General features: G+C 70.6%; 21 protein-coding genes. 15 read left to right on the top strand and 6 right to left on the bottom strand.

From position 1 onward, the window contains the following. Both ABTY20_RS17480 and ABTY20_RS17475 read left to right on the top strand, forming a co-directional pair. On the top strand, nt 1–832 hold an 832-nt coding region (locus ABTY20_RS17480; protein ID WP_351997882.1), incomplete at its 5' end, for an RDD family protein. Between the two features lie 96 nt (nt 833–928). Next, nucleotides 929–1,579, top strand: coding sequence for an RDD family protein (locus ABTY20_RS17475; RefSeq protein ID WP_351997881.1), 651 nt, complete (start codon nt 929–931; stop codon nt 1,577–1,579). Between the two features lie 13 nt (nt 1,580–1,592). Here ABTY20_RS17475 and ABTY20_RS17470 read toward each other — a convergent pair whose 3' ends face one another. Beyond that, the gene (locus tag ABTY20_RS17470; protein WP_351997880.1) at nt 1,593–1,892 is read right to left on the bottom strand and encodes a hypothetical protein; all 300 of its coding nucleotides are present in this window, start codon (nt 1,890–1,892) and stop codon (nt 1,593–1,595) included. Nucleotides 1,893–2,281: 389 nt separating this feature from the next. On the opposite strand from ABTY20_RS17470, the gene ABTY20_RS17465 reads away from it, so the two are divergent. Then, nucleotides 2,282–4,639: an immune inhibitor A domain-containing protein gene (locus ABTY20_RS17465; RefSeq protein WP_351997879.1), complete on the top strand. Its 2,358-nt coding sequence runs from the start codon at nt 2,282–2,284 to the stop codon at nt 4,637–4,639. Nucleotides 4,640–4,761: 122 nt separating this feature from the next. Next, on the top strand, nt 4,762–5,088 hold the full coding sequence (locus ABTY20_RS17460; protein ID WP_351997878.1) for a hypothetical protein: 327 nt from the start codon (nt 4,762–4,764) through the stop codon (nt 5,086–5,088). A gap of 117 nt (nt 5,089–5,205) precedes the next feature. On the opposite strand, the gene ABTY20_RS17455 is transcribed toward ABTY20_RS17460, so the two are convergent. Both ABTY20_RS17455 and ABTY20_RS17450 read right to left on the bottom strand, forming a co-directional pair. Further along, on the bottom strand, nt 5,206–5,799 hold the full coding sequence (locus tag ABTY20_RS17455; protein WP_351997877.1) for an isochorismatase family protein: 594 nt from the start codon (nt 5,797–5,799) through the stop codon (nt 5,206–5,208). A 161-nt stretch (nt 5,800–5,960) separates the two neighbouring features. Further along, entirely contained in the window at nt 5,961–7,307 is a 1,347-nt protein-coding gene (locus ABTY20_RS17450; RefSeq protein ID WP_351997876.1) for a nicotinate phosphoribosyltransferase, read from the bottom strand. Between the two features lie 97 nt (nt 7,308–7,404). Here ABTY20_RS17450 and clpS point away from each other — a divergent pair, with 97 nt between their 5' ends. From clpS to ABTY20_RS17415, 7 genes are all read left to right on the top strand, one after another. After that, nucleotides 7,405–7,722 carry an ATP-dependent Clp protease adapter ClpS gene (clpS, locus tag ABTY20_RS17445; protein ID WP_073931623.1) on the top strand — a complete coding sequence of 106 codons (318 nt, stop codon included), beginning with the start codon at nt 7,405–7,407 and terminating at the stop codon, nt 7,720–7,722. A gap of 71 nt (nt 7,723–7,793) precedes the next feature. After that, nucleotides 7,794–8,396 carry a DUF2017 domain-containing protein gene (locus ABTY20_RS17440; RefSeq protein ID WP_351997875.1) on the top strand — a complete coding sequence of 201 codons (603 nt, stop codon included), beginning with the start codon at nt 7,794–7,796 and terminating at the stop codon, nt 8,394–8,396. A gap of 400 nt (nt 8,397–8,796) precedes the next feature. After that, nucleotides 8,797–10,221: an amino acid permease gene (locus ABTY20_RS17435; protein WP_351997874.1), complete on the top strand. Its 1,425-nt coding sequence runs from the start codon at nt 8,797–8,799 to the stop codon at nt 10,219–10,221. Between the two features lie 132 nt (nt 10,222–10,353). Next, on the top strand, nt 10,354–10,776 hold the full coding sequence (locus ABTY20_RS17430) for a M67 family metallopeptidase (RefSeq protein WP_351997873.1): 423 nt from the start codon (nt 10,354–10,356) through the stop codon (nt 10,774–10,776). A gap of 98 nt (nt 10,777–10,874) precedes the next feature. Next, a complete protein-coding gene (locus ABTY20_RS17425; protein ID WP_351997872.1) occupies nt 10,875–10,970 on the top strand; it encodes a putative leader peptide in 96 nt (31 codons plus the stop codon). 104 nt (nt 10,971–11,074) lie between these two features. Next, entirely contained in the window at nt 11,075–11,353 is a 279-nt protein-coding gene (locus ABTY20_RS17420) for a MoaD/ThiS family protein (protein ID WP_351997871.1), read from the top strand. Nucleotides 11,354–11,359: 6 nt separating this feature from the next. Further along, on the top strand, nt 11,360–12,310 hold the full coding sequence (locus ABTY20_RS17415) for a PLP-dependent cysteine synthase family protein (RefSeq protein WP_351997870.1): 951 nt from the start codon (nt 11,360–11,362) through the stop codon (nt 12,308–12,310). 45 nt (nt 12,311–12,355) lie between these two features. Here ABTY20_RS17415 and ABTY20_RS35375 read toward each other — a convergent pair whose 3' ends face one another. Then, nucleotides 12,356–12,496 carry a hypothetical protein gene (locus tag ABTY20_RS35375; protein ID WP_502991826.1) on the bottom strand — a complete coding sequence of 47 codons (141 nt, stop codon included), beginning with the start codon at nt 12,494–12,496 and terminating at the stop codon, nt 12,356–12,358. Between the two features lie 201 nt (nt 12,497–12,697). On the opposite strand from ABTY20_RS35375, the gene ABTY20_RS17405 reads away from it, so the two are divergent. Next, nucleotides 12,698–13,450: an MBL fold metallo-hydrolase gene (locus tag ABTY20_RS17405; protein ID WP_351997869.1), complete on the top strand. Its 753-nt coding sequence runs from the start codon at nt 12,698–12,700 to the stop codon at nt 13,448–13,450. A 131-nt stretch (nt 13,451–13,581) separates the two neighbouring features. On the opposite strand, the gene ABTY20_RS17400 is transcribed toward ABTY20_RS17405, so the two are convergent. Together ABTY20_RS17400 and ABTY20_RS17395 are read right to left on the bottom strand one after the other, a co-directional pair. Then, nucleotides 13,582–14,844: a PTS transporter subunit EIIC gene (locus ABTY20_RS17400; protein WP_351997868.1), complete on the bottom strand. Its 1,263-nt coding sequence runs from the start codon at nt 14,842–14,844 to the stop codon at nt 13,582–13,584. Nucleotides 14,845–15,125: 281 nt separating this feature from the next. Beyond that, on the bottom strand, nt 15,126–16,433 hold the full coding sequence (locus ABTY20_RS17395; RefSeq protein WP_351997867.1) for a PTS transporter subunit EIIC: 1,308 nt from the start codon (nt 16,431–16,433) through the stop codon (nt 15,126–15,128). Between the two features lie 190 nt (nt 16,434–16,623). Between ABTY20_RS17395 and ABTY20_RS17390 the strand changes: the two genes are divergently transcribed. The 3 genes from ABTY20_RS17390 (at nt 16,624) to ABTY20_RS17380 (ending at nt 18,264) form a co-directional block, all read left to right on the top strand. Next, nucleotides 16,624–16,872, top strand: coding sequence for a PTS sugar transporter subunit IIB (locus ABTY20_RS17390; protein ID WP_351997884.1), 249 nt, complete (start codon nt 16,624–16,626; stop codon nt 16,870–16,872). Nucleotides 16,873–16,982: 110 nt separating this feature from the next. Continuing rightward, nucleotides 16,983–17,720, top strand: coding sequence for a ribonuclease PH (gene rph / locus ABTY20_RS17385; protein ID WP_351997866.1), 738 nt, complete (start codon nt 16,983–16,985; stop codon nt 17,718–17,720). 145 nt (nt 17,721–17,865) lie between these two features. Beyond that, entirely contained in the window at nt 17,866–18,264 is a 399-nt protein-coding gene (locus ABTY20_RS17380) for a hypothetical protein (RefSeq protein ID WP_351997865.1), read from the top strand. The last annotated feature ends 24 nt before the right edge of the window (nt 18,265–18,288 follow it).

Genomic DNA, 18,288 nt, shown 5'->3' with positions numbered 1-18,288 from the left:
GCCGGGTGCCGCGGGCGCGGGCCGCCCCGGCGCGCGCGCGGGCGGGGGGGCCCCGGGGGGCCGGGGGTGGGGGCGGGGGAGGGGGGGCCCGCCCGGGGCCCCGGCGGGCCTGGCCCCCCCGTCCGGCCCCCAGCAGACCACCGCCCCGGCCGTGCCCCCGCAGACCGCGGGCCCGGCGGCGCCCCCGCCCGTCGCCGGCGCCGCCGCACCCCTGACGAGCGGCGCCGGCGGTGGCCAGTCCTCCTGGCCGCAGCAGGTGCACCGGCTGGCCGGCGGCGAGGAACCGCCGGTGGTGCCCTGGAAGCCGCCGGTCGAGGACGTGTTCCAGGCCGCCGCCCGGCGCCAGGCCGCGGCCCGACCCGCCGCGCTCGGCAGACGGCTGGTGGCCCGGCTGCTGGACACCGTCGTCGTCGGCGCCGTCACCGCCGTGGCCGCCGTGCCGCTCGGCACCAGGGCCGTGGACCACATCGACGCGAAGATCGAGGCGGCCAAGCTGTCCGGGAAGACCGTCACCGTCTGGCTGCTCGACGGCACCACCTCCGTCCAGCTCGGCATCGTCCTCGCCGTCCTCCTCCTCGCCGGCGTCCTCTACGAGGTGCTGCCGACCGCCAGGTGGGGCCGCACCCTGGGCAAGAAGCTGCTGGGCATCGAGGTGCGGGACATCGAGGAGCACGAGGCGCCGTCCTTCGGCGCGGCCCTGCGCCGCTGGCTGGTCTACAGCGTGCCCGGGCTGCTCGTGGTCGGGGTCGTCGGCGTCCTGTGGTGCCTGTTCGACAAGCCCTGGCGCCAGTGCTGGCACGACAAGGCCGCGCACACGTTCGTCGCCGGCTGAGCCGGCGTCACCCGCACGCCGCTCCTGCGCACCGCCGCTACTCCGGACGGACGCTCGCCGGATGCGGGGCCGGAGGGGGCACGGTCGACTCGGGGCATGACCACCGAACCGCCCCCCGGCTCCGGTCGACAGCCGCCGGACGACGACCCGTTCACGAAGCGCCCCCCGCAGGACGGCTCCGGGACCCCGGGACCGGGCTCCCCGTACGACACCCCCGGCGGCCCGCCCCCGCCGTCCGGGGGCGGCGGCCCCCACGGCGGCGGTGGTCCCTACGGAGGCGCCCCCGACCCCCTCGCCGGCATGCCCCCGCTCGCCGACAGCGGCAGGCGCACGCTGGCCCGCATCATCGACATGGTCCTCGTCGGCATCGTGGTCTGGCTGCTCACCTGGCCGTTCGGGGTCAGCGAGTACGACGTCGACGGCGACCGGATCAACGTCGGCAACTCCTTCGCGCAGTCGCTCGTCGCCGCGGTCCTCTACATCGCCTACGACACCTTCATGACCGCCCGGCGCGGCCAGACCCTGGGCAAGAAGTGGCTGCGCATGCGGGTGGCCGACCTCGCCGACGGCTCGACCCCCTCCGTGCAGACCGCGCTGGTCCGCGCCCTGGTGCTGTGGCTGCCGTTCGCGTTCTGCTGCGCCTGTGTGTGGACCGTGATCGCGGGCGGCTGGAGCTTCTTCGACCGGCCCTACAAGCAGGGCCTGCACGACAAGGCGGCCAAGACCGTGGTGGTCGGCACCGCATGAGGGCGCCGCCCGCTCAGGACGCCGCGCGCTCCCGCACCGGCTCGCGGGCCGGAGGGGGGACGACGGCCCGTACCGGCTCCGGGGCCACCGGCCGCTCCGTCCCGGCGGGCCGTCCCACCGCGACGGGCCGCCGGGGTCCGGGGGACGGCACCGTCACGGCCACCAGCAGTCCGAGGGCGAGCGCCGAGACGGCGACCACCGCGACGCCCGCGCCCGAACTCGCTCCGGACAACAGCAGCAGGACGAACGTCGAGAAGATCACGGTGCACGAACCGTAAGCGAGCTGAGCGACAGTCGGACGGGGCATGGCCATCGTGTCCTCGGAGGTCGGGAGTGGTCCGCCTGGCTTTCCACCGGTTCAGGTCGGTTCCGCCAGACGACTCTAACCGCGAGGGTGCCCGAGGGGAACGGACGGTAAGCGTGACCTGACCGACAGGGCCGGTGCACAGGGGGCGCACGGATTCATGACGTCCCCCACGGGGAGGGTCACGCGCGCCCGCAGGGTTTCGCACGGATGTGTCCGGTATGCGAACGCCGACTCCGCATAATGCAATTGAACTGTTCAAGTCAAGGGCTGTTTTTTCTGACGATCCTCTAGTCAAATGACGTCACTTGACTACACGCGTTGATCACGTGCGCGCGGGACCTTCCACAGACGGAACCTCCTTCGGCCGCGCGCATGCACGCGGGAGGGGATCTCAAGTGACCAGTAGACCCTGGACGTTCAGAGCGGCCGCGACGGGCGTGGCACTCGCGGCGGTCACCGCCACCTGCTCTGCGTTCACCGTGGCCCAGGCCGACTCGGCTGACAAGGCCGAGCGTCCCAGCGCCGTGGACCGGCACGACCCGGCGGCGAACCACCACGTCGAGCACGACCTCGAGGGGCCGCTCTCCAAGACGCAGGAGGCCCAGCGGGAAGAAGCGCTGAACCAGGTCATCTCCGGTAAGACCTCGGTCAAGAACCGTAACGGTTCCAAGGTCGTCCAGCTCAAGAGCAAGAAGGGCGACAGCAAGTACGTAGAGCTCGGCCGCGAGAAGACCGACAAGATCTTCACGATCCTGGTCGAGTTCGGCGACAAGGTCGACAGCCGCTACGGCGGCGACGCCGGCCCGCTGCACAACCAGATAGCCAAGCCGAACCGGAAGAAGGACAACTCCACGGCCTGGCAGGAGGACTACGACCAGCAGCACTTCGAGGACCTGTACTTCGGGTCCGGCAAGGGCGTCGACTCGGTCAAGACCTACTACGAGAAGCAGTCCTCCGGCCGCTACTCGGTCGAGGGCGAGGTCTCCGACTGGGTCAAGGTCCCCTACAACGAGGCCCGTTACGGCAACAACGCCTGCGGCGACACCAACTGCCCGAGCGTCTGGAACGTCGTCAGCGACGGTCTGGACGCCTGGGTCGCCCAGCAGAAGGCGGCCGGCCGCACCGACGCCCAGATCAAGGCGGACGTCACCCGCTTCGACGAGTGGGACCGCTACGACTTCGACGGCGACGGCGACTTCAACGAGCCCGACGGCTACATCGACCACTTCCAGATCGTGCACGCCGGCGAGGACGAGTCCGCGGGCGGCGGCGCCCAGGGCGAGGACGCGATCTGGGCGCACCGCTGGTACGCCTTCGGCACCGACTCCGGCGCCACCGGCCCCGAGCAGAACCGGCTCGGCGGCGCGCAGATCGGTTCCACCGGCATCTGGGTCGGCGACTACACCGTCCAGCCGGAGAACGGCGGACTCGGCGTCTTCGCCCACGAGTACGGCCACGACCTCGGCCTGCCGGACCTCTACGACACCGCGGGCGGCGAGAACTCCACCGGCTTCTGGACGCTGATGTCCTCCGGTTCCTGGCTCGGCACCGGGAAGAAGGAGATCGGCGACCTGCCCGGCGACATGACCGCCTGGGACAAGCTCCAGCTCGGCTGGCTGAACTACGACACCGCCAAGGCGGGCGTCAACTCCTGGCACAAGCTGGGCGTCGCCGAGTACAACACCAAGCACAAGCAGGCGCTGGTCGTCACGCTGCCGAAGAAGGCCGTGACCACCGAGATCATCGAGCCGGCCGAGGGCCGGACCCAGTGGTGGAGCGGCAGCGGTGACAACCTCAAGAACACGCTGACGCGTTCGGTCGACCTGACCGGCAAGTCCTCCGCCGAGCTCGCCTTCGACGGCTGGTACGACATCGAGGCCAACTACGACTACCTCTACACCGAGGTGTCGACCGACGGCGGCGCCAACTGGACCGCCCTCGACGGCACGGTCGACGGCCAGCCGATCCCGCGCGACGGCAGCGACAAGCCGGCCCTGCACGGCACGCTCGACGGCTACAAGAAGTTCGCGTACTCCCTCGACGCCTACGCCGGCCAGAAGGTCGACCTGCGCTTCCGCTACCAGAGCGACGGCGGCGTGGCGCTCAAGGGCTTCACGGCCGACGCGATCACGGTGACGGCCGACGGCACGCCGGTCTTCTCCGACGACGCCGAGAGCGCGGACGCCGCCTGGACGGCGAACGGCTTCTCCCGCGTCGGCGCGTCCTTCACCAAGGACTACGCGCAGTACTACATCGCCGAGAACCGCCAGTACGTGTCGTACGACGAGACCCTCGAGGTCGGCCCGTACAACTTCGGCTTCACGGACCGTCCGGACTGGGTCGAGCACTACGCGTACCAGAACGGCCTGCTGATCTGGAAGTGGGACACCTCCCAGGCGGACAACAACACCAGCGAGCACCCGGGCACCGGTCTGGTCCTCCCGGTCGACTCGCACCCGACCGCGCTGAAGTGGTCCGACGGCACGCTGATGCGCAACCGCATCCAGACCTACGACGCGACGTTCAGCACCTTCCGCACCGAGGGCATGACGCTGCACAAGGCGGACGTGGCGACGTGGATCCCGTCGTCGAAGGGCGTGTCGGTCTTCAACGACCGCACGAACACCTACTACGACGAGACGAACAAGACCGGCGGCGTCAAGATCACTGACACCAACACGAAGATCAAGATCCTCAAGGAGGCCAAGAACGGCTCGACGATCGAGCTCGAGGTCGGCCCTGCAGGTAGGTAAATAGCATCTTCGCAGGTCAGCGCATGATCGGCGGCGACCCCCTGGCGGGTCGCCGCCGATTCGTGTTTAGGTGCCTCCTGTGGCTCTCTTATTGACACCAGTGGACACGGGGGTATGACCGCATGGCCGCAGGAGGTTTCTGCAAACTGCCGAACGGCACGGTGGTGGTGGCGCTGAACCTGCCCAGCCCCGCCGCCGACGCCCCCGCCGGGGTCCGTGTCCTCGTCCACGCCCGGAACCGGGCGCGCGCCCTGACCAGGCTGCGCAACCTGGGCCTGCGGGCGATCTACCTGCGGGGCAACGCCGCCCCGCCGACCCCCGACGAGATCACGGCGGTGCTGCACCACCCCGACGGCCTGATATGGCGCACCAACCCCGACACCGCCGCCCTGACGGTGGAGCTCTGGCACCCCATAAGAGCCCTGCTCGGACCCCCGGCGAAGGCGTGACCGCGGGCTGCCGCGCCCACCGCCGCCGCTGCGGGCAGTCGTGCCGCCGGGCGGCACGGGTGGGCGCAGCGGCACCCCGCAGGCGCCGGGCTGCGCGACACCCCGGGCCCCGCAGGACTACTGCACGACGGGCTTGCCCGACAGCTCCACCCCCGCCGCGCGCAGCTCCTCCAGCGCGCGCTCGGTGGTCTCCGCCGCCACCCCGGCCGTGAGGTCGAGCAGGACCTGGGTGCGGAAGCCCTCGCGGGCCGCGTCCAGCGCGGTGGCCCGCACGCAGTGGTCCGTGGCGATCCCCACCACGTCCACCTCCTCGACCTCCCGCTCCCGCAGCCACCGCGCCAACGGCGTCCCGTTCTCGTCGGTCCCCTCGAAGCCGCTGTAGGCGGCCGAGTACGCCCCCTTGTCGAAGACGGCGTCGATCGCCCCGGAGGTCACCGCGGGGGCGAAGTTCGGGTGGAACCCGACCCCCTCCGTCCCGGCGACGCAGTGCGCGGGCCAGGACCGTACGTAGTCGGGGTTGTCGGCGAAGTGCCCGCCGGGCGCGATGTGGTGGTCCCGGGTGGCCACCACGTGCCGGTAGCCGCCGGCCGAGCCGGCCTGGCCGATCAGTTCGGTGATGGCGGCGGCCACGTCCGCACCACCGGCCACGGCGAGACTGCCCCCCTCACAGAAGTCGTTCTGCACGTCGACGACGATCAGTGCGCGGCGCATGGTCGGTTTCCTTCGACTATGGGATCGGGTGGGGGAGGGCCCTGCCGGGTGAACCTCCGAGCCTATGGAATCGCGGACGACGCGGACAGGGGCACGGCGGGGCGGGCGGAAGTCCCCGCCCGCGCACCGGGAGCCCTCGCCCGCGTACGGGGGGCACGCTTTCAGCTACCCGAGGGCCCGTGCGCGTACTCCGTCGGAAGGACGGGTTCCCCCCGGGAGAGCTGGGTGGCGGACAGCGGCAGGCCCGCCCGGGCCGCCGCGTGCCGGTCGCGGACCACGTCCAGCGGCTCACGGGCGATCACCTCGCCGCCCTCGACCAGCTTCACCAGGAGCTGCCGGTCGGCCAGCCCGGCGGGCACCGGGCCGGTGCCGATCACCTCGGCCTCGGCGACGCCGTACGCGTCCAGCCGCCGCGCGGCCCACTTGCGGCCGCCGACGGAGGTCTTGCCGCCGGAGGACTTCTTCGCCACCGGCACCAGCGGCGCCTTCGGGTCGGCGGACTCGGCGCGGGCGACCAGCTTGTAGACCATGGAGGCCGTCGGGTGCCCGGAGCCGGTCACCAGCTGGGTGCCCACCCCGTACGCGTCCACGGGCGCCGCCGCCAGCGAGGCGATGGCGTACTCGTCCAGGTCCGAGGTCACGACGATCTTCGTGCCGGTGGCGCCCAGCTCGTCCAGCTGCTGCCGCACCCGGTGCGCCACCAGCAGCAGGTCGCCGGAGTCGATCCGGACGGCGCCCAGCTCCGGCCCGGCGATCTCGACGGCCGCACGGACCGCCTCGGCCACGTCGTAGGTGTCCACCAGCAGCGTGGTGCCGCTGCCGAGGGAGTCCACCTGGGCCCGGAAGGCGTCCCGCTCGTCGTCGTGCAGCAGGGTGAAGGCGTGGGCGGAGGTGCCCACGGTGGGGATGTTGTAGCGGAAGCCGGCCGCCAGGTCGGAGGTGGTGGCGAAGCCGCCGACGTACGCGGCCCGGGCCGCGGCCACCGCCGACAGCTCGTGGGTGCGCCGGGCGCCCATCTCGATCAGCGGGCGCCCGCCGGCGGCGGACGACATCCGGGAGGCCGCGGCGGCGATCGCCGAGTCGTGGTTGAGGATCGACAGGATCACCGTCTCCAGCAGCACGCACTCCGCGAAGCTGCCCTCGACCCGCATGACCGGCGAGCCCGGGAAGTACACCTCGCCCTCGGGGTAGCCCCAGATGTCCCCGGAGAAGCGGTAGCCGGCCAGCCAGTCCAGGGTCTCCTCGTCGACGATGCCCCTCCCGCGCAGGAAGCCGAGGACGCCCGGGTCGAAGCGGAAGTTCTCCACCGCGTCCAGCACCCGCCCGGTGCCGGCCACCACGCCGTAGCGGCGGCCGTCCGGCAGCCGCCGGGTGAAGACCTCGAACACGCTGCGCCGGCCGGCCGTGCCGGCCTTCAGCGCGGCCTGCAGCATCGTCAGCTCGTACTGGTCCGTGAAGAGCGCCGTCGAGGGAACGTCCACCGGCAGCCCAAGGTCCGCTGTGTTCATGAGCGGGATGCTACCCCCATTTCGTCAGTTTGACGATTTAGGTGCGGGCACCGGGACGGCGGACCGGTTTGTGCGACCACCCCCCTGCGGTGGCAGCATGGGCTGTGTGACGTCACCCGCACCCCTGGAGATCGAACGCACCGAGTCCGCGGAGGAGGCCTTCGCCGTACCCGAGCCCGACGTCCCGTGGGTCACCATCGTCCACAACGACCCGGTCAACCTCATGAGCTACGTGACGTACGTCTTCCAGTCGTACTTCGGCTACAGCAAGGACAAGGCCACCAAGCTCATGCTCGATGTCCACCACAAGGGCCGGGCGGTCGTCTCCAGCGGTACGCGCGAGGAGATGGAACGCGATGTCCAGGCCATGCACGGCTACGGACTGTGGGCCACCCTCCAGCACGACCGGAAGTGACCGAGCCGGACATGACCGAACCGGACGTGGACCGACCCCGCCCGCAGGACCGGAAGCAGCGAATCGCCGCCATGCCAGGAACCTTCGAACCGCTCCCCGGCGGCGGCGCGGCCGTCGCCCTCGACGACGTCGAGATCTCCATCATCCGCTCCCTCGCCGTGCAGATGATGGAGCTCATCGGCCCCGGACCCGCCGAGGACACCTCCGGCGACCCGCTCGCCGGTCTCTTCAGCGAGGGCCCGAGCGAACCGCCCTCCGACCCGGTGCTGCGCCGCCTCTTCCCGGACGCCTACGGCGACCCCGAGGGCGCCCCGCGGCCCGAGGAGGCCGAGGAACAGCGCGTCCGCTCCGCCGAGTTCCGCCGCTACACCGAGAACGACCTGCGGGCCGGCAAGCGCGACAACGCCCTCGCGGTGATCCGCTCCCTGGACGCGCTCACCCCGGCCGGCGGGGACGACGTGGTGCTGGAGCTGTCGCCGGACGAGTCCCGGCAGTGGCTCGGCGCCCTCAACGACCTGCGCCTGGCGATCGGCTCCCGCCTGGAGATCAGCGACGAGGACGACAGCGACCTGCTCTTCCGCCTCCCCGACGAGGACCCGCGCAAACCGATGGTGATGGCGTACCTGTGGCTCGGCGGACTCCAGGAGGCCCTCGTCTCCACGCTCATGCCGTGACCCCGCGCCGCGCCTCCCGCGCGGCGGCCCGTGCCGTGAGCCGGTGCCGGACGTCCGGAAGGGTCCGCTGACGCGTTCGCTCAGGGGACGCTCAAATCCGGATAACGATCCCGTCAAAGAGTCCGCCGTCTCTGGGCCCTTCAGGTGCCTTTTGTCCGCGTCTCCCTGTGAGGCGCGCCACACGGCGCCCGTGTGATCAGTATGGCGGCCGTGATAGATCTTCACGACCGCCCGGCGAACACCACCCGTATGTTCCGCCGGGTGCGCCACCGAGCCGGCGACCGTCGGCCAGGCACGGGCGGACTCCCAGAGCCCGCCCAGCTCCATCAGTCCGGGGGGATCGTGACCCGATCCGAGGCCGACAGCGGCTCGGATCGGCATGGAGAAAGGCGCACCACACATGGCCTCACCGCAGGTCGACACGGAGTCCGTACCCGAAGAGGGGTACGAGCGCGGCCTCAACAGCCGCCAGGTCCAGATGATCGCGATCGGCGGCGCCATCGGCGTCGGGCTCTTCCTGGGAGCCGGGGCGAACATCGCCAAGGCCGGGCCCAGCCTGATCGTCATGTACGCCCTCGCCGGCGTCATCATCTTCTTCATCATGCGGGCCCTCGGGGAGCTCCTGCTCTACCGCCCCGTCTCGGGCTCGTTCGCCGAGTACTCGCGCGAGTTCCTCGGCCCGTTCTTCGGCTACTTCACCGGCTGGACGTACTGGCTGATGTGGGTGGTCACCGGCATGGCCGAGCTGACCGCCGCCGCCATCTACATCAACTTCTGGTTCCCGGCGATCCCGCAGTGGACGTCGGCCCTGGTCTTCCTGGTCATCCTCTTCGGGGCCAACCTGATCTCGGTGAAGCTGTTCGGCGAGATCGAGTTCTGGTTCTCCATGGTCAAGGTCACCGCCATCATCGGCATGATCGTGATCGGCCTCGGCGTGCTCACCCTCGGCTTCAGCCAGGCCGGTGACACCGCCGCCGTCTCCAACCTCTGGGCCTTCGACGGCTTCTTCCCCAAGGGCATCGGCTCGTCCCTGATGACCCTGCAGGGCGTCATGTTCGCCTACCTCGCCGTCGAGCTCGTCGGCGTCACCGCCGGCGAGTCCGAGAACCCCGAGAAGACCCTGCCCAAGGCGATCAACACCCTGCCCTGGCGCATCGCCCTCTTCTACGTCGGCGCCCTCACCGTCATCCTGTGCGTGGTCAAGTGGACCGAGTTCTCCGACGGGGTCAGCCCGTTCGTGAAGGCGTTCGCGGTCATCGGCATCCCGGCCGGCGCCGGCATCGTCAACTTCGTCGTGCTGACCGCCGCCCTGTCGTCCTGCAACTCCGGCATGTACTCCACCGGCCGCATGCTGCGCAACCTCGCCGACAACGGCGAGGCCCCGCAGGTCTTCAAGAAGCTGTCCTCCACCAAGACCCCGGCGCTCGGCATCGCCACCTCCGTGGTCTTCATGGGCATCGGCGTCGTCCTGAACTACACCGTCCCGGAGAAGGCCTTCGGCTACGTCACCTCCGTCGCCACCGCCGCCGGCATCTGGACCTGGCTGATGATCCTGATCAGCCACGTCCTCTACCGCCGCCAGGTCGTCGCGGGCCGGCTGCCCGCCTCGTCCTTCCCGGCGCCCGGCGGATCGGTCTGCTCCTACATCGCCATCGCCTTCCTGCTCTTCGTCACCGGCCTCATCGCCTACGACGCGGACTCCAGGATCTGCCTGTACGTGATGGCCGGCTGGGCCGTCGCCCTCGGCATCGGCTGGGCGGTCCTCAAGAGCCGCAACCCGCAGGTCACCCGACGCGACGACAGCCGGTTCGAGAAGGTCGGCTGACCTCCCCGGGACGCCGGGCCGCAGGGGGCACTCGTGGCACCCCCTGCGGCCCTCCGCTCAAGGCGTCCGGCATGCGGGCCGCCGCGTACCACCCCTCGGTACGCGGCGGCCCGCACGCTTATCCTGAGCCCCATGCTGACCATCACCCAGGCCCTGTACGACCGGATCGTCGCCCACGCCCGCGAGGACCACCCCGACGAGGCGTGCGGCGTGGTGGCGGGACCGGTGGGCGCCGGCCGCCCCGAGCGCTTCATCCCCATGCTGAACGCGGCCCGCTCGCCCACCTTCTACGAGTTCGACTCCCAGGACCTGCTGAAGCTGTACCGCGAGATGGACGACCGGGACGAGGAGCCGGTGGTCATCTACCACTCCCACACCGCCACCGAGGCCTACCCCTCCCGCACCGACATCTCCTACGCCAACGAGCCCGGCGCCCACTACGTCCTGGTCTCCACCGCCGACACCGACGGCGCCGGGGAGTTCCAGTTCCGCTCCTTCCGCATCCTGGAGGGCGAGGTCACCGAGGAGGAGGTCCGGGTCGTCGAGTCCTACTGACCCGGCGAACGGACCACGATCCCGCATGGCGGAAGGACGGTGTCCGGAGGATGAGATCACACTCCAGGGGCCGGTCCGGGAATCGATACGATGACCCCATGGTTCTTACCGACGTGAGAGACACGGCGCCGGGCACCCTGCTCGTGGCGCGGCTGCACGTCGACCTGTGCAGGCTGAACAGCGCCATCTGTTGATCCCCCGCTGCCGCCGTACGGCCGAGAGCCGCGGCGGGCTGCCGCGTGCCGCCGCGCGCCCTTCCCGAACCCACGACAGACACTTCCGACAGGAGCCCTCAGCCATGGCCATCGAGGTCCGCATCCCGACCATCCTCCGCACCTACACCGACGGTCAGAAGGCGGTGGAGGGCACCGGGAACACCCTCGCCGAGCTCTTCAACGACCTCGAGACCCGGCACACGGGCATCCAGGCCCGCATCGTGGACGGCGAGCAGCTGCGCCGCTTCGTCAACGTCTACCTCAACGACGAGGACGTCCGCTTCCTGGACGGCATCAACACCAAGCTGACCGACGGCGACAACGTCACGATCCTGCCGGCCGTCGCCGGCGGCATGGCCTGACAGCCGATGCGTTACGACTCCCCGCTGGCCGCGGTGGGCAACACCCCCCTGGTGCGCCTGCCGCGGCTGTCGCCGTCCGCCGACGTCCGGATCTGGGCCAAGCTGGAGGACCGCAACCCCACCGGCTCGATCAAGGACCGCCCGGCGCTGTTCATGATCGAGCAGGCGGAGAAGGACGGCCGGCTCACCCCCGGCTGCACCATCCTCGAGCCGACCAGCGGCAACACCGGCATCTCGCTCGCCATGGCAGCCAAGCTCAAGGGCTACCGCATGGTCTGCGTCATGCCCGAGAACACCTCGCAGGAACGCCGCGACCTGCTCGGCATGTGGGGCGCGGAGATCATCTCCTCCCCGGCCGCCGGCGGCTCCAACACCGCCGTGCGCGTCGCCAAGGAACTCTCCGCCGAGCACCCCGACTGGGTGATGCTCTACCAGTACGGCAACCCGGACAACGCCGGCGCCCACTACGCCGGCACCGGCCCCGAGATCCTCGCCGACCTGCCCTCGATCACCCACTTCGTGGCCGGCCTCGGCACCACCGGCACCCTCATGGGCGTCGGCCGCTACCTGCGCGAGAACAAGCCCGACGTGAAGATCGTCGCCGCCGAACCGCGCTACGACGACCTCGTCTACGGCCTGCGCAACCTCGACGAGGGCTTCGTCCCCGAGCTGTACGACGCCTCCGTGCTGACCACCCGCTTCTCCGTCGGCTCCGCCGACGCCGTCACCCGCACCCGCGAACTCCTCCAGCAGGAGGGCATCTTCGCCGGCGTCTCCACCGGCGCCGCCCTGCACGCGGCGATCGGCGTCGCCAGGAAGGCGCAGAAGGCCGGCGAGTCCGCCGACGTCGTCTTCGTCGTCGCCGACGGCGGCTGGAAGTACCTCTCGACCGGCGTCTACACCGCCGCGACCACCGAAGAGGCCATCGCCACCCTCCAGGGCCAGCTCTGGGCGTGACGCCCCACGCGTGACGAGGGGCCGGAGACCACCGTCTCCGGCCCCTCACGCGTTCCCGGAGCCGTCCCGCCCCCCGGACCCGCGCCGCCGCCGGGGCCGGCGCCCCCGCCCCCACCCGTCGACGAGCGCGGTGACGCACGCGAGCAGTACCACCGCGGCGAGCGCGAGCCACCATGCCGTGTCCATGCCCCGACCGTACCGGCGCGCACCGGCACCACGCGCCCCACCGTCACCGGTATGCGCCGCTTCCAGCCGAACCGGTGACAGCGCAGGTGAGTTCCCCCACAACAGCCCCTGGCAAAGGAGCGACCACAGGTTTCGCGTCTTACGCTCGACGGACCGCACGACCCCCGTCTTCCCACACCCGCCAGCGGAGGTTTCTGCTTCATGAAGCTCACCGTCGTCGGCTGCTCGGGGTCGTTCCCGTCCGCGGAATCGGCCTGCTCGAGCTACCTCGTCGAGGCCGACGGCTTCCGGCTGCTCCTCGACATGGGCAACGGCGCCCTGGGCGAGCTGCAGCGCCACTGCGGTCTCTACGACCTCGACGCGATCTTCCTCAGCCACCTGCACGCCGACCACTGCATCGACATGTGCGGCTACTTCGTCGCACGCTACTACCGGCACGACGGCGGCCGCTGCGAGCCCCTCCCGGTCTACGGACCCGAGGGCACCGAGCACCGGCTGACCACCGCCTACGCCGACACGCCCTCGGCCTCCTCCATGAGCGAGGTCTTCGACTTCCACACGGTCAAGCCGTCCACCTTCGAGATCGGCCCGTTCCTCGTCCACACCGAGCGCGTCGCGCACCCGGTCGAGGCGTACGGCATCCGCATCGAACACGGCGGCAGGACACTGACGTACTCCGGCGACACGGGCGTGACCCCCGCGCTCGACGACCTCGCCCGCGACGCCGACCTCTTCCTGTGCGAGGCCGCCTTCACCCACGGCAAGGAGAACATCCCCGACCTGCACCTCAACGGCCGCGAGGCGGGTGAGACGGCGGCCCGCGCGGGCGCCCGCCGCCTGATCCTCACCCACATCGCCCCGTGGACCGACCCGCAGGTCAACCTCACCGACGCCCGCGCGGTGTACGACGGCCCGGTGGGGCTGGCGGCGCCCGGGGCGACGTACGAGATCTGAGGCGGGGGAGGCCGGCCCGCTCCGGCCGCCCCCCGGCACGCCCGCACGGCGCGTGCGCGACGAGGTGCGGACAGCGCGAAGGCCCGGCCGATCCGGCCGGGCCTCCGCGTGGGTCGGCGGGTCGCCGCGGGTTACTTCGCCTCCGCCTTCTGCAGTTCCGCCAGTTCCTCGTCCGACTCCCGGCCGGGCGTCGGCAGGTTGAACCTGGTGATGGCGAAGCGGAAGACCACGTAGTAGACCGCCGCGAAGCACAGGCCCACCAGGGCCAGGCCCCACGGGTTGCTGGCGATGCCCAGGTTGAGGAAGTAGTCGACCGCGCCGGCGGAGAAGCCGAAGCCGTCCTTCATCCCCAGGGCCCACGTCAGCGCCATGGACACACCGGTCAGCACCGCGTGGATGGCGTAGAGCACCGGCGCGATGAACATGAAGGTGAACTCGATCGGCTCGGTGACGCCGGTCACGAACGAGGTGAGCGCGAGGGAGAACATCATGCCGCCGACCACCTTGCGGCGCTCGGGCCGGGCGCAGTGCACGATGGCCAGGCAGGCCGCCGGCAGGGCGAACATCATGATCGGGAAGAAGCCGGTCATGAACTGGCCGGCGGTCGGGTCACCGGCCAGGAAGCGCGCGATGTCACCGCTCTTGCCCTCGTACTCGCCCGCCTGGAACCACGGGAAGGAGTTCAGCAGGTGGTGCATGCCGATCGGGATGAGAGCGCGGTTGGCCACGCCGAAGATGCCGGCGCCGACGGCCCCCGAGCCCACCAGCCACTCACCGAAGTTGTGCAGGACGGTGCCGAGGACCGGCCAGATGTAACCGAAGACGACGCCGATCACCAGACCGGCGAAGGCCGACAGGATCGGCACCAGGCGGCGGCCGCCGAAGAAACCGGCCCAGTCCGGGAGCTTCGTGCGGTAGAAGCGCTGGTAGAGCAGCGCCACCACGATGCCCATCACCACGCCGCCGAGGACCTTGGCGTCCACCGGCGCGTCCGCCATCACGACCTTGCCGTCGACGACCGTGGCCACCTGGGGGAGGTTCTCGTCGGTGAAGGTGGCCAGCACGTTCTTGAAGACCAGGTAGCCGACGACCGCCGCGAGAGCGGTCGAACCGTCCGACTTCTTCGCGAAGCCGATCGCGATGCCCACGGCGAACAGCAGCGCCATGTTGTCGAGGATCGCGTTGCCGCCGGCCGCCATGAAGCCGGCGATCTTGGTGATGAAGGCGGGGAACGACTCGCGCCCCAGCATGTCGTCGTTGCCGAGGCGCACCAGCAGCGCCGCCGCGGGCAGCACCGCGACCGGCAGCATGAGGCTGCGGCCGATGCGCTGCAGGACGGCCATCGCGCCGGCGCCCTTCTTCTTGTCGGCGGTTGCCGTGCTCGCCGTGGTCATCGTCTTCCTCCAGTGGGCAAGGCGCCGCCAGGGGACACAATGAGGACGGCGGCGTCCCGAACGCGCGGCGGGTGGCCCGCGCGCATGGTCTACACCACCGAGTGGTGTAGACCTGTTGTAGCACGATGAAGGTCGCATAAGGAACCCGCGATTCCCGCTACCGCCGGACCACGCACCGTGCCCGGTGGGGACCGTCGGCCGGAACCCTCCGCAGGGCACGCCGAAAAGCCCCCGGACCCCACGGTCCGAGGGCTCGAACAGTCGCCCGCCGCCCCAAGGCGTCACCCCTTCGCCGCGTCCTCCACCTCCTCCTCCGGCTCCCGCCCCGGAGTCCTCAGACCGAACCGCGTGATCGCGAACCGGAACACCGCGTAGTACACCGCCGCGAACACCAGCCCGATCGGAATGATCAGCCACGGCCTGGTGGCCAGGTTCCAGTTGATGACGTAGTCGATGAGCCCGGCCGAGAAACTGAACCCGTCCTTCACCCCCAGCCCCCACGTCACCGCCATCGACGCACCCGTCAGCACCGCGTGGACCACGTACAACGCCGGCGCGACGAACAGGAAGGAGTACTCCAGCGGCTCCGTGATGCCGGTCACGAACGACGTCAGCCCCACCGACAGCATCAGCCCGCCCACCTCCTTGCGCCGGTGCGGCTTCGCACAGTGCGTGATCGCCAGCGCGGCGGCCGGCAACGCGAACATCATGATCGGGAAGAAACCCGTGGTGAACTGCCCCGCGGTCGGATCACCCGCCAGGAACATGTTGATGTCGCCGTGCACCACCGTGCCGTCCGGCTTGGTGTAACTGCCGAACTGGAACCACATCGGCACGTTCAGGAACTGGTGCAGCCCGACCACCAGCAACGCCCGGTTGGCCACGCCGAACACACCCGCACCCCACGCGCCCAGACCGCTCAGCCAGTCGCTGAAACCCTCCAGCGCGTCACCGATCGGCGGCCACACCCACAGGCACAGCGCCGCGAACACGATCGCCGCGAACGCCATGACGATCGGCACCAGCCGCCGCCCGTTGAAGAACCCCAGCCAGTCCACCAGCTTCGTCCGGTGGAACCGCTGCCAGAAGTACGCCGCCGTCAGCCCGATGACGATCCCCCCGAACACCCCCGGATTCTGGTACGTGAACGCCGTCACCGACCCGTCGGCCACCCGGCAGCCCACCATCGGCACCGCCCTCGAACCCTCCGGGCAGTCCTCCGGGAACTGACGCAGCACGTTGTAGTAGACGAGGAACCCCGCCACCGCCGCCAACGCCGTCGACCCGTCCGCCCTCTTCGCCATCCCGATCGCCACACCCACGCAGAACAGCAGCGGCAACCCCAGCGAACCGTCCAGCAGCGCCCCACCCGCACCCACCATCACCTTGGAGACGCCCGTCCAGCCCAGACCCTCGTCCCCGAACACGTCCGGCTGCCCCAGCCGGTTCAGGATCCCCGCCGCCGGCAGCACCGCGATCGGCAGCTGCAGGCTCCGCCCCATCTTCTGCAGCCCCTGGAACAGACGGTTCCAGCGCTCCCGCGCGGGAGGAGCCGCACTCCCGGCGCCGGCGGCACCCTCGGCACTCATCCGGTCCCTCCCACTGGTTCACTGGAGAGCAGTCTGAAAGCGGCGACTGCGGGTTTGGCGGCAGTCCACCCTGTGGTGTAGACCAGTCAGGCGGGACGGTCCCGCCGTCGTGAGGCCATCCTTCGGCACCCACGACAGGACCGCTCGCAAAGATGGGCCAACTGTGGGTTACTGCGACAAAGCGGTTCGGATCAGGGAGAACGACATGGCCACCAAGGCTGAGAAGATCGTTGCCGGGCTCGGCGGCATCGACAACATCGAAGAGGTCGAAGGCTGCATCACCCGCCTCCGCACCGAAGTCGTCGACCCCACCAAGGTCGACGACGCCGCCCTGAAGGCCGCCGGCGCCCACGGCGTCGTCAAGATGGGCAGCGCCATCCAGGTCGTCATCGGCACCGACGCCGACCCCATCGCCGCCGAAATAGAAGACATGATGTGAACCACGGCACCAGCCGCGGCCACACCCCGAAGGGGCCCCTCCCCACCACAGGAGGGGCCCCTTCCGCATGCGGCGCTTCCGCACACACCGCTGACGCTAGGCTCGACGCCATGTCTCGAATCGACGGCCGCACCCCCGAACAACTCCGCCCGGTCACCATCGAACGCGGCTGGAGCAAGCACGCCGAAGGCTCCGTCCTCGTCTCCTTCGGCGACACCAAGGTCCTCTGCACCGCCTCCGTCACCGAAGGCGTCCCCCGCTGGCGCAAAGGCAGCGGCGAGGGCTGGGTCACCGCCGAATACGCGATGCTGCCCCGCGCCACCAACACCCGCGGCGACCGCGAATCCGTCCGCGGCCGCATCGGCGGCCGCACCCACGAGATCAGCCGCCTCATCGGCCGCTCCCTGCGCGCCGTCATCGACTACAAGGCCCTCGGCGAGAACACCATCGTCCTCGACTGCGACGTCCTCCAGGCCGACGGCGGCACCCGCACCGCCGCCATCACCGGCTCCTACGTCGCCCTCGCCGACGCCATCACCTGGGCCCAGGGCAGGAAACTCATCAAGCCCGGCCGCAAACCCCTCACCGGCACCGTCAGCGCCGTCTCCGTCGGCATCGTCGCCGGCGTCCCCCTCCTCGACCTCCGCTACGAGGAAGACGTCAAGGCCGACACCGACATGAACGTCGTCTGCACCGGCGACGGCCGCTTCGTCGAGGTCCAGGGCACCGCCGAAGCCGAACCCTTCGCCCGCGACGAACTCAACGCCCTCCTCGACCTCGCCGTCACCGGCTGCACCGAACTCGCCGCCGCACAGCGCGCCGCCCTCGACACCGCCCTCGAAAGGTAAAAGAAACACCAAGGCAGGTGGCCGACGCGGGCAACCGCGCCGGCCACCACCGCGTCTGAAGGAGTACGGGCGCACGGATCGACCCCGGGCGCCCGGCCAACGACCAGGGCCGCCCACCGGCCCGACACAGGGGAGGGACCGATCCATGGCCGCAAGCCGCCGACGCCGCACCACAGCCGTCGCCGCCACCCTGGCGGCCGTCGCGCTGACCGCCGGACTCACCACCGGCTGCGACGCCGTCGACAAGGCACTGGACTGCGTCCAGACCGCCGACGCCGTCGCCGACAGCGTCACCGACATGCAGCAGGCCGTCGAGAACGCCGGCAACGACGTCACCCAGCTCGAGGAATCCCTCGAGTCCATAGACAAGAACCTCACCGACCTCGGCGACAAGACCGACAACGCCGACGTCGGCAAGGCCGTCGACGACCTCGAGAAGGCCGTGCAGAACGTCCGCACCTCCATCGAGAACGGCGACGAGACCCCCGACATCAGCCCCGTCACCGACGCGGCCGGCGAACTCACCAAGGTCTGCACACCGTAACGGGCGAGCGGCTCACGGGCCCGG

The organism is Streptomyces sp. NPDC126497 (genome assembly GCF_040302425.1).
In the GTDB taxonomy this organism is placed as follows: Bacteria; Actinomycetota; Actinomycetes; order Streptomycetales; family Streptomycetaceae; genus Streptomyces.
Note: the sequence above shows the minus strand (reverse complement) of the source record. Positions and strands in the feature narration are given on the sequence as shown.

Excerpts from the sequence above, each read along its gene's own strand:
- ABTY20_RS17475 (WP_351997881.1), top strand. The coding sequence starts at position 929 with ATGACCACCGAACCGCCCCCCGGCTCCGGTCGACAGCCGCCGGACGAC.
- ABTY20_RS17470 (WP_351997880.1), bottom strand. The coding sequence starts at position 1,892 with ATGGCCATGCCCCGTCCGACTGTCGCTCAGCTCGCTTACGGTTCGTGC.
- ABTY20_RS17460 (WP_351997878.1), top strand. The coding sequence starts at position 4,762 with ATGGCCGCAGGAGGTTTCTGCAAACTGCCGAACGGCACGGTGGTGGTG.
- ABTY20_RS17455 (WP_351997877.1), bottom strand. The coding sequence starts at position 5,799 with ATGCGCCGCGCACTGATCGTCGTCGACGTGCAGAACGACTTCTGTGAG.
- ABTY20_RS17450 (WP_351997876.1), bottom strand. The coding sequence starts at position 7,307 with ATGAACACAGCGGACCTTGGGCTGCCGGTGGACGTTCCCTCGACGGCG.
- clpS (WP_073931623.1), top strand. The coding sequence starts at position 7,405 with ATGGGCTGTGTGACGTCACCCGCACCCCTGGAGATCGAACGCACCGAG.
- ABTY20_RS17440 (WP_351997875.1), top strand. The coding sequence starts at position 7,794 with ATGCCAGGAACCTTCGAACCGCTCCCCGGCGGCGGCGCGGCCGTCGCC.
- ABTY20_RS17435 (WP_351997874.1), top strand. The coding sequence starts at position 8,797 with ATGGCCTCACCGCAGGTCGACACGGAGTCCGTACCCGAAGAGGGGTAC.
- ABTY20_RS17430 (WP_351997873.1), top strand. The coding sequence starts at position 10,354 with ATGCTGACCATCACCCAGGCCCTGTACGACCGGATCGTCGCCCACGCC.
- ABTY20_RS17425 (WP_351997872.1), top strand. The coding sequence starts at position 10,875 with ATGGTTCTTACCGACGTGAGAGACACGGCGCCGGGCACCCTGCTCGTG.
- ABTY20_RS17420 (WP_351997871.1), top strand. The coding sequence starts at position 11,075 with ATGGCCATCGAGGTCCGCATCCCGACCATCCTCCGCACCTACACCGAC.
- ABTY20_RS17415 (WP_351997870.1), top strand. The coding sequence starts at position 11,360 with ATGCGTTACGACTCCCCGCTGGCCGCGGTGGGCAACACCCCCCTGGTG.
- ABTY20_RS35375 (WP_502991826.1), bottom strand. The coding sequence starts at position 12,496 with ATGGACACGGCATGGTGGCTCGCGCTCGCCGCGGTGGTACTGCTCGCG.
- ABTY20_RS17405 (WP_351997869.1), top strand. The coding sequence starts at position 12,698 with ATGAAGCTCACCGTCGTCGGCTGCTCGGGGTCGTTCCCGTCCGCGGAA.
- ABTY20_RS17400 (WP_351997868.1), bottom strand. The coding sequence starts at position 14,844 with ATGACCACGGCGAGCACGGCAACCGCCGACAAGAAGAAGGGCGCCGGC.
- ABTY20_RS17395 (WP_351997867.1), bottom strand. The coding sequence starts at position 16,433 with ATGAGTGCCGAGGGTGCCGCCGGCGCCGGGAGTGCGGCTCCTCCCGCG.
- rph (WP_351997866.1), top strand. The coding sequence starts at position 16,983 with ATGTCTCGAATCGACGGCCGCACCCCCGAACAACTCCGCCCGGTCACC.
- ABTY20_RS17380 (WP_351997865.1), top strand. The coding sequence starts at position 17,866 with ATGGCCGCAAGCCGCCGACGCCGCACCACAGCCGTCGCCGCCACCCTG.